This is a genomic window from Thauera phenolivorans, from assembly GCF_001696715.1.
Classification (GTDB): Bacteria; Pseudomonadota; Gammaproteobacteria; order Burkholderiales; family Rhodocyclaceae; genus Thauera; species Thauera phenolivorans.
In genome coordinates this window covers 7,113-14,361 of the sequence record NZ_MBFM01000003.1, presented here as the reverse complement: position 1 = coordinate 14,361, position 7,249 = coordinate 7,113, and the positions used below count along the sequence as shown (strand labels likewise).

Annotated in this window: 7 protein-coding genes and 1 pseudogene; 3 read left to right on the top strand and 5 right to left on the bottom strand. The window is 69.1% G+C overall.

From position 1 onward, the window contains the following. From BB334_RS17505 to BB334_RS06885, 3 genes and pseudogenes are all read right to left on the bottom strand, one after another. Nucleotides 1–264 (bottom strand): annotated as a pseudogene (locus BB334_RS17505) (transglutaminaseTgpA domain-containing protein); the annotation flags it as partial. Next, entirely contained in the window at nucleotides 257–1,246 is a 990-nt protein-coding gene (locus BB334_RS06890; protein ID WP_068806302.1) for a DUF58 domain-containing protein, read from the bottom strand. The gene BB334_RS06890 and the pseudogene BB334_RS17505, both read right to left, overlap by 8 nt. Then, nucleotides 1,246–2,163, bottom strand: coding sequence for an AAA family ATPase (locus tag BB334_RS06885; RefSeq protein WP_068806298.1), 918 nt, complete (start codon nucleotides 2,161–2,163; stop codon nucleotides 1,246–1,248). The genes BB334_RS06890 and BB334_RS06885 overlap by 1 nt, the downstream gene beginning before the upstream one ends. A gap of 135 nt (nucleotides 2,164–2,298) precedes the next feature. Between BB334_RS06885 and BB334_RS06880 the strand changes: the two genes are divergently transcribed. The 3 genes from BB334_RS06880 (at nucleotide 2,299) to bamC (ending at nucleotide 5,382) form a co-directional block, all read left to right on the top strand. After that, nucleotides 2,299–3,225: a histone deacetylase family protein gene (locus BB334_RS06880; RefSeq protein ID WP_068806295.1), complete on the top strand. Its 927-nt coding sequence runs from the start codon at nucleotides 2,299–2,301 to the stop codon at nucleotides 3,223–3,225. Between the two features lie 94 nt (nucleotides 3,226–3,319). Continuing rightward, nucleotides 3,320–4,198: a 4-hydroxy-tetrahydrodipicolinate synthase gene (gene dapA / locus BB334_RS06875; protein ID WP_068806292.1), complete on the top strand. Its 879-nt coding sequence runs from the start codon at nucleotides 3,320–3,322 to the stop codon at nucleotides 4,196–4,198. A 26-nt stretch (nucleotides 4,199–4,224) separates the two neighbouring features. After that, a complete protein-coding gene (bamC, locus tag BB334_RS06870) occupies nucleotides 4,225–5,382 on the top strand; it encodes an outer membrane protein assembly factor BamC (protein ID WP_068806290.1) in 1,158 nt (385 codons plus the stop codon). Between the two features lie 114 nt (nucleotides 5,383–5,496). Here bamC and BB334_RS06865 read toward each other — a convergent pair whose 3' ends face one another. Together BB334_RS06865 and BB334_RS06860 are read right to left on the bottom strand one after the other, a co-directional pair. Beyond that, entirely contained in the window at nucleotides 5,497–5,913 is a 417-nt protein-coding gene (locus BB334_RS06865; protein WP_068806287.1) for a hypothetical protein, read from the bottom strand. 276 nt (nucleotides 5,914–6,189) lie between these two features. Continuing rightward, the coding region (locus tag BB334_RS06860; RefSeq protein WP_083200367.1) for a cupin domain-containing protein at nucleotides 6,190–7,249 on the bottom strand (1,060 nt) is incomplete at its 5' end.

The window sequence follows — 7,249 nt, the reverse complement described above, 5'->3', positions numbered from 1 at the left end:
CACGCCCGCCGCCGCGGCGACGCCGAGCGCGAGCACCAGGAGCGACCATGGCGGGTGCCGCTGTTCGATCAGCAGCAAGGCGCGCCAGGCCAGCAGTGCGCCGCAGAGCGCCGAGGTCCAGAGGGGGAGCCAGGCGAGATGCGGCAGCAGGGTCAGCGCGGCGGCGCCGAGCAGCCACAGGCCCTGGTCGCGATCGAGCGCGGGGGGGAGCACGGAGGCAGCCGGCCGGCCTCGCGGCAGTCGTGCGGCCACGGCGTCAAGCATCACGCGTTCCCGACGGTACATTCCGGAACAACGCCAGCTGGCGCAGGCAGCGGTGCAGATGGAGTTCGCCGCGGCCGGGCGCGATCGTCGTGCCGCCGAGCACGAGCGCGTAGCGACATCCGCTGCGCTCGGCGGCGAGCAGCCAGGCGGCGAGCCGCGACAGCTTCGCCTCGAGGTCGAGTGAAGGCGGCAGCGCTGCCGAGTCGAGCAACAGATCGGCGCCGACCAGGCCGGTGAACTGCTTGGTCAGCAGCGGTCCGCCACGCGCGACTACTTTCCAAGCGACGTGGCGCAGTGAATCGGCGTCGCGGAAGCGGCGCAGGCCGCTGAAGTCCTCGTCGCCCTCGCCGCCGCTGCGCAGCCGGGTTCCGTCTGCGGCGCGGTCGACCGGCAGCGGCGGCGGGTCTGCCTCGGGCGCGGGATAGACCAGGCAGGTGGTAGCCGGGGTGAACACGCTCCAGGCGCGCGCCAGGCCGAGCGGCCAACGCGTCTCGAGGACGGTGCGTCCGATCGCGAACTCGCCGCGGCGCGCCGTCGGGCAGGCGAGCGCGATCTCGGCGCCATCGCCAGCGGCGAGTTCGAAGACAGTCTCGCGCCCATGCGCGCGCAGCGCCAGCGCCGGCCGGCGCGCAGCGCGCGGGTTGTCGATAAGGAGGCGGAAGACCGCGTCCTCGCCACAGAACACCGCTTCGCCACGCCCGGGGCGGATCGTGAGGTCGAGCAGGTTGCGCGCCGCGTGCACCGTGCTCGCCAGCGCGACGCCGCCGAGCAGGAAGGTCAGCGCGTAGCCGAGGCTGAGGCTGTAGTTGATGGAGGCGATCAGCATCACCAGCAGGACGAGCGCGAAGACCCATCCTGCGGCGGTGGGCAGAACGTAGATGCGGCGCTGGCCGAGGTGGATCGGGGCGGTCTCGACCGCGCGCGCGCCGAACAGCCAGCGCTCGGCCGCGCCGCGGAGGGCGCCGGCATTGCCCGCCGCCATCAGTCGAGGCCGACGGAGCGCAGCAGCCGGGTCAGCGTCGCGGGCGCTGCCGGGCGCCCGTCGGCGGCGACGTGCAGGCGGTGGCCGGCGACGTGCGGGAACACCGCCTGCACGTCCTCGGGAAGCACATGGTCGCGACCGCCAATCAGCGCCCAGGCGCGCGCCGCGGCGAGCAGGGCGAGGCCGGCGCGCGGGCTGAGTCCGGCGCTGAATTCGCCGTCCCGGCGCGTCGCGGTGAGCAGCGCGTGGACGTAGTCGACCAGCGCGTCGCCGACGCTGACCTCGCGCGCGGCACGCTGCAGCTCGAGCAGCTGCGCCGGTCCGATCACTGGCGGCTGGCGCGCGAGCATCGAGCGCCGGTCTTCGCCGCGGAGCAGCGCGCGCTCGGCCTCGGCCGCCGGATAGCCGAGCTGGATCCGCATCAGAAAACGGTCGAGCTGGCTCTCGGGGAGCGGGAAGGTGCCGATCTGGTGCGCCGGATTCTGGGTGGCGATGACGAAGAAGGGTTCGGGCAGGGCGAGCGTCTGGCTGTCGGCGGTGACCTGGCGCTCCTCCATCGCCTCGAGCAGCGCGCTCTGCGTCTTGGGCGTCGCGCGGTTGATCTCGTCGGCGAGAATCATCTGAGAGAACACCGGGCCGGGATGGAAGGTGAAGCTGGCGGTCGAGCGGTCGAATACCGATACGCCGAGAATGTCCGCGGGCAGCAGGTCGCTGGTGAACTGGATGCGCTGCAGCTGCAGACCGGTCAGCCTCGCCAGCACGTGGGCCAGCGTGGTCTTGCCCACGCCGGGGATGTCCTCGATCAGGAGGTGGCCGCCACCGACGAGGCAGGCGAGCGCGAGCCGCAGTTCGTGTTCCTTGCCGAGGATGATGCGGCTGGCGGCGTCCAGCAGGCGACTGGCATCGTTGTTCGACATGGGGCGGTGCTGTGAAATTGGCAGGGAAGCGGTGATAATAGATGACAAAGATCATGCTCCCGAGGGCATTGTTCCTCGTGCGACGCCACTTTTCGCGCGGGGCCGGAAGCCGGGGCGAAGAATCGGAGGAAGGGGATGACCACGACGGCGTACATCACGCACCGCGACTGCTCGCTGCACGGGATGGGGCAGTTCCATCCCGAAAGTCCGGACCGGCTCTCGGCGATCAACGATCGCCTAATTGCGGCCGGTCTCGATCTTTACCTTTCCTTTTACGACGCGCCGCAGGCGACCCGCGAGCAGATCGTCCGGGTCCACCCTGAAAGTCATCTCGACGCGCTGTTGGCACAGGTCCCCGAGCACGGCATCCATCACGTCGATCCCGATACCGCGATGAACCCGAACACAATGCAGGCCGCGCTGCGTTCGGCCGGAGCGGGCGTGCTGGCGGTGGATCTGGTGATGAAGGGCGAGGTCGAGAATGCCTTCTGTGCCATCCGCCCGCCCGGTCACCATGCCGAGCGCACCAAGGCGATGGGCTTCTGCTTCCTCAACAATGCCGGCATCGCCGCGCGCCACGCGATCGACGAATGGGGGCTGGAGCGGGTCGCGATCGTCGATTTCGACGTCCATCACGGCAACGGCACGGAGGACTGCTTCCGCGACGACCCGCGGGTGATGATGGTGAGCATCTTCCAGCATCCCTTCTATCCATATTGCGGCACCGAGCGGCCGCCCGCCCACATGTGCAACGTGCCGGTGCCGGCCGGCACCCGGGGCGACGCCTTCCGCCAGATCGTCAGCGACATCTGGGTGCCCACCCTGCGCAGCCACAACCCGCAGATGATCATCATCTGTGCCGGCTTCGACGCCCACTACGAGGACGACATGGGCTCGCTCGGTCTGCTCGAGGCCGATTACATCTGGGTCACCGAGCAGATCAAGGCGGTGGCCGAGGATTGTGGGCACAAGCGCATCGTGTCGCTGCTCGAGGGCGGATATTCGCTGTCCTCGCTCGCGCGTTCCGCGGTGAGCCACATCAAGGCGCTCGCCGACCTCTGAGCGGCCGGCGCCGGGCCTGCAGGAAAATCCGCCCGGCACTCGCCGAGTTTCGGGGTTCGGGTAGAATCGTGATTTTCACGTTTCGGCCACAGTCATGATTACCGGTTCGTTAGTCGCCATCGTCACCCCCATGAACGACGATGGGAGCCTCGATTTCCCCCGCCTGCGCAGCCTGATCGACTGGCACATCGGCGAAGGTACGGACGGCATCGTCGTCGTCGGCACGACCGGCGAGTCGCCCACGGTCGATGTCGAGGAGCACTGCGAGCTGATCCGGGTGACGGTGGAGCACGCGGCCGGTCGCGTGCCGGTGATTGCCGGCACCGGTGCCAACGCCACTGCCGAGGCGATCGAGCTCGCGCGCTTCGCCGCGGAAGCCGGCGCCGCAGCCCATCTGTCGGTCGTGCCCTACTACAACCGGCCCACCCAGGAAGGGCTGTACCGCCACTTCCGCACCATCGCGGAAGCGGTCGAACTGCCGCTGATCCTCTACAACGTGCCGGGGCGGACGGTGGCCGACCTCGCCAACGATACCGCGCTGCGGCTGGCCGAGATCCCCAACGTCGTCGGCCTCAAGGATGCTACCGGCAACCTCGACCGCGCCTGCGATCTGATCGAGCGCGCGCCCGCCGACTTCGCCCTCTACAGCGGCGACGACATGAGCTCCGCCGCCTTCCTTATGCTCGGCGGCCATGGCGTGATCTCGGTGACCGCCAACGTCGCCCCGCGTGCGATCCACGAGATGTGCTCTGCCGCTGCCGCCTTCGATGCGCGCCGCCTGCGCGCGATCAACGCGACCCTCGTCGGCCTGCACCGTGACCTCTTCTGCGAGGCCAATCCGATCCCGGTGAAATGGGCGGTGGCTCGCATGGGCCTGATCGGCTACGGCATCCGCCTGCCGCTGACGCCGCTGTCGGAGGCGCTCCAGCCGCGCGTGGTGGCGGCGATGCGCAAGGCCGGCATCGAGGTCTGATTCCAACTCTCCAAACCGGAAACCCCATGACTCATCGTTTCATGCGCACTTCCGCCTCCCCCGTCGTGCTGTCGCTCGCGCTTTCGCTTGCGCTCGCCGGCTGCTCGGGGTCGCTGGTCGAGTCCAAGAAGATCGACTACAAGAGCGCACGCAAGGTCGCGCCGCTCGAGATTCCGCCCGACCTGACCGCGCCCACGCGCGACGATCGGTTCGCCGTGCCCGACGTCGCCCCGCGTGGTACCGCGACCTATTCGGCCTACACCGCCGACCGCGCCGCCTTGCCCAGCACCGCGGCGACGAGCGCCGAGGTGCTCGTCGTGCCCGAGAGCATGCGCGTCGAGCGGGCCGGCTCCCAGCGCTGGCTGGTCGTTCCGGGCACGCCCGAGGAGCTGTGGCCGAAGATCAAGGATTTCTGGCTCGAGATGGGCTTCATCCTCAACATCGACAGCCCGCAGATCGGCGTCATGGAGACCGACTGGGCCGAGGACCGCGCGAAGATCCCGCAGGACTTCGTGCGCTCCGCGCTCGGCAAGGTGCTCGACGGCCTGTTCTCCACGCCAGAGCGCGACAAGTTCCGCACTCGCATCGAGCAGGGGGCGGAGCCGGGCACGGTCGAGGTCTATGTCAGCCATCGCGGCATGATGGAGATCTATCCGAACGAGGCGAAGGACTCCACGGTCTGGCAGCCGCGTCCAGCCGACCCCGAACTCGAGGCGGAGATGCTGCGCCGGCTGATGATCAGCCTCGGCGCGGAGGAGTCGCGTGCCGCGGTAGCGCTGACCGAGGCGCCGGCGGCCGAGCGTGCCAGCATCACCACCCTGGCCGGTGGCCAGGTTGGTCTGAACATGGAGGAGCCCTTCGACCGCGCATGGCGTCGCATCGGCCTCGCGCTGGATCGCATCGGCTTTACCGTGCAGGATCGCGACCGCAATGAAGGCCTGTACTTTGTGCGCTACGTCGACCCCGAGGCCGAATCGGCCAGTTCGGGCGGCGGCTTCCTGTCCAAGCTCGCTTTCTGGCGCAGCGACGATGAGAAGCCGGTCGAGGCCGGCAGCGAGTACCGGCTGCGCGTGGCGGGCGAGGGCGACTTGTCCTCGGTCACGGTGCTCACCCGCGAGGGCGGCGTCGATGGATCGCCGACCGCGCGCCGCATCCTCGGGCTGCTGCACGAGGAACTGCGCTGAGTCACTGCCGGCCGCCCGCAGCATCGGGCGGTTGGGCAGGGCAGCATCGGCTGCCCGCGTAAACGCAAGAAAGCCGGCCCGGAGGCCGGCTTTCTTGCGACTCGAACGGACGAATTACTCCGCGGCGTCCTTGGCGGCTTCGACCGCATTGGCGGCGGCGTCCTTGGCGGCTTGGGCTGCGTCAGCGGCAGCCTGCTGGGCTTCCGAGGCGGTTTCCTTCACTTCCTCGACGGCGGCGGCGCCGGTCTGCCGGGCGCTGTCGGCCGCGTCGGCAGTGGCTTCCTTGGCGCTCTCGGCGGCGTCCGCGGCGGCTTCCTTGGCGTCCTGCGCGGTATCTTCGGCGGCGGCAGCGGCGTCCTTGGCGGCGTCGGCAGCCTGGTCCGCAGCTTCCTTCGCGGCGTCCGCAGCCTTGTCCGCGGCGTCCTCAACCTGTTCCTGGACGGTCGGGGCCGGAGCGACAGCCTCTTCTTTCTTGCCGCAGGCGGTCACGGCGAGAGCGACGAGGGCGGCGACGAGGAGAGAATTCTTCATTTTGTGTTTCCTTTGCAGTTACGGGGCAGCAGTGGTCGGCCATGTCCGGACGGGACGTCGGTGATGCCGAACCTGCAAAGATTCTAGCACGCATGGATTTGACCCTTGCAAGCCTTTTGGTGCACTGCGCAAGTCACGCTGATGCCCCGCAATCCCATGCCGCACAAGGGATATACAGGCCCGCGCGGAATGCAAATTGTTTCAAAAGCCACCGGCGCCGATCGACAGGGATGGCGGATTGACGGCCCGTCCTGCCAAAGTTCCTCGATTCGCCCCTCAGGCGGGCGCGCCGAAGCCGTCGCAGTACCACTGGTAGAGCATTTCCGTGAGCGCCGGTCCGGCCTCGGTCGGCGGTAGCCGACGGCGATGGGCGAGTTCGGCAATCGTCTCCCGCAGTGCCGCCGGCAGCTCGATCGCCTCCCCGTTGAGGTGAAAGCCCGCCTCGGAGAACAGCAGCTGAGTGCGGGAATCGAGCGCATAGCCAGCCCGGGCCACAGCGCGTGCGAAGGCCTTCGGCTTCATCGCCGGCTCGGGTGGATGGAAGAACACATGCGGCTTGGGTTCGGTGAGATAGTCGCCGACGAATTCGGCCACGTCCTGCCGGCTCCAGCGGATGCCGGCGAGCATGCGCTCGATCTGATCGATCATGCGCGGGCCGATTTCGGCCGAGTTGTCCTGCAGCTCGAGGTCGGGGTCGGCATAGATGCCCGCCAGGCACAGCCGCTCCTGCAACCAGGCGAGGAACTCGGCGCCGAGTTCCTGCGCGGTCGGCGAGCGGAAGCCGATCGAGTAGGTCGTGCATTCGCCCACCGCGATCCCGTTGTGCGCCCAGTGCGGCGGCAGGTAGAGCATGTCCCCGGGTTCGAGGAGCAACTCCTCGGTGGGCTGGAAGTTCTGCAGGATGCGCAGCGGGGCGCCCTCGACCAGGCTGCGGTCGGTCTGGTCGGCGATCTGCCAGCGCCGCCGTCCCGCCCCCTGCAGCAGGAAGACATCATAGTTGTCGAAGTGCGGGCCGACGCCCCCGCCATCGACCGCGTAGCTGACCATGAGGTCGTCGAGCCTGGCCTGGGGGATGAAGTCGAAGCGGTGCAGCAGCGCGTCGGCTGCCGCCAGGTGCAGGTTGAGGCCCTGCACCAGCACGGTCCACGGGCGGCGCTTGCCGCGCAGGCGGGCGCGCTTCTGCGGGCCGTGCTCGACCTTCCAGTCGGTGCCGGGGGTGTCGGCCGCGTAGCGGATCCAGCGCGACTCGACGTCGGGATCGCAGGCGAGTTCGAAGAGTGCGTCGTGGTCGAGCAGGCCGGCGAAGCCGGGGACGGCCTGGCGCACGAGGAGGGGT

What these genes read in the sequence shown, in the direction of transcription:
- BB334_RS06890 (WP_068806302.1), bottom strand. Translation starts at nt 1,246, where the DNA reads ATGGCGGCGGGCAATGCCGGCGCCCTCCGCGGCGCGGCCGAGCGCTGG.
- BB334_RS06885 (WP_068806298.1), bottom strand. Translation starts at nt 2,163, where the DNA reads ATGTCGAACAACGATGCCAGTCGCCTGCTGGACGCCGCCAGCCGCATC.
- BB334_RS06880 (WP_068806295.1), top strand. Translation starts at nt 2,299, where the DNA reads ATGACCACGACGGCGTACATCACGCACCGCGACTGCTCGCTGCACGGG.
- dapA (WP_068806292.1), top strand. Translation starts at nt 3,320, where the DNA reads ATGATTACCGGTTCGTTAGTCGCCATCGTCACCCCCATGAACGACGAT.
- bamC (WP_068806290.1), top strand. Translation starts at nt 4,225, where the DNA reads ATGACTCATCGTTTCATGCGCACTTCCGCCTCCCCCGTCGTGCTGTCG.
- BB334_RS06865 (WP_068806287.1), bottom strand. Translation starts at nt 5,913, where the DNA reads ATGAAGAATTCTCTCCTCGTCGCCGCCCTCGTCGCTCTCGCCGTGACC.